The organism is Allofournierella massiliensis, from assembly GCF_004345265.1.
GTDB lineage: Bacteria > Bacillota > Clostridia > Oscillospirales > Ruminococcaceae > Allofournierella > Allofournierella massiliensis.
Genome location: NZ_SLUM01000077.1, coordinates 1 through 1,000, shown reverse-complemented (window position 1 = coordinate 1,000; position 1,000 = coordinate 1). Strand labels below are relative to the sequence as shown.

The window sequence follows — 1,000 nt, the reverse complement described above, 5'->3', positions numbered from 1 at the left end:
AAGGCATTCGCCCTGCGCCCTTTTTAGCTTGACCGTATTTATGCTTTATTGATTCTCCTAATTTGCCAACAAGATCAAAACAAAATTGTAGTTAATAACATTTTACTTTGTATCTCATTTCGCAGTTATTATTCAGTTTTCAAGGTGCATCCTGCTGCGCTCCGCTTGCAGTCTGCAATTTGCTTCGCAAATCGCATCTGTGCGTTGTGCGGCAGGTCAGTGGAGGAATGAACCCCCGACTGAGGATTGCTTATACTCCGCTTTCGCTTCGTATAAGCGCGATAAGCAAGATTAGCTTGCTGACCTCTGTGTTTCCACAGAAGTGGTGGGCTCAAGTGGACTCGAACCACCGACCTCGCGCTTATCAGGCGCGCGCTCTAACCACCTGAGCTATGAGCCCATATGGTGGAGATAAAGAGGCTCGAACTCTTGACCCCCTGCTTGCAAAGCAGGTGCTCTCCCAGCTGAGCTATACCCCCACGCTTTCGCGTTTCGGTCTCGCTTATCTTTTTGAGGTATCCTTTTTACAGGGCCCTCAAAATTGAACAATATCGAATGCTCTCACAGCAACCTGTCCGTCCAACGAAAGAAACCAGTCTTTCGTGGCCGTCTGACTCCCTAGAAAGGAGGTGATCCAGCCGCACCTTCCGATACGGCTACCTTGTTACGACTTCACCCCAATCACCAGTTTTACCTTCGGCCGCGCCCTCCTTGCGGTTAGGCTACGGACTTCGGGTCCCCCCGGCTCTCATGGTGTGACGGGCGGTGTGTACAAGGCCCGGGAACGTATTCACCGCGGCATGCTGATCCGCGATTACTAGCAATTCCGACTTCATGCAGGCGAGTTGCAGCCTGCAATCTGAACTGAGACAATTTTTATGAGGTTTGCTCCACCTCGCGGCTTTGCTTCTCTTTGTTAATTGCCATTGTAGTACGTGTGTAGCCCAGGTCATAAAGGGCATGATGATTTGACGTCATCCCCACCTTCCTCCGTTTTGTC

At 50.5% G+C, this 1,000-nt stretch carries 2 tRNA genes and 1 rRNA gene; all 3 read right to left on the bottom strand.

The window, feature by feature from the left end:
• Positions 1–323: 323 nt before the first annotated feature.
• Positions 324–400, bottom strand: a tRNA-Ile gene (locus tag EDD77_RS17920).
• 3 nt (positions 401–403) lie between these two features.
• A tRNA-Ala gene (locus EDD77_RS17915) sits at positions 404–479 on the bottom strand.
• A 143-nt stretch (positions 480–622) separates the two neighbouring features.
• Positions 623–1,000: ribosomal RNA gene (locus EDD77_RS17910) — 16S ribosomal RNA — on the bottom strand; the annotation flags it as partial.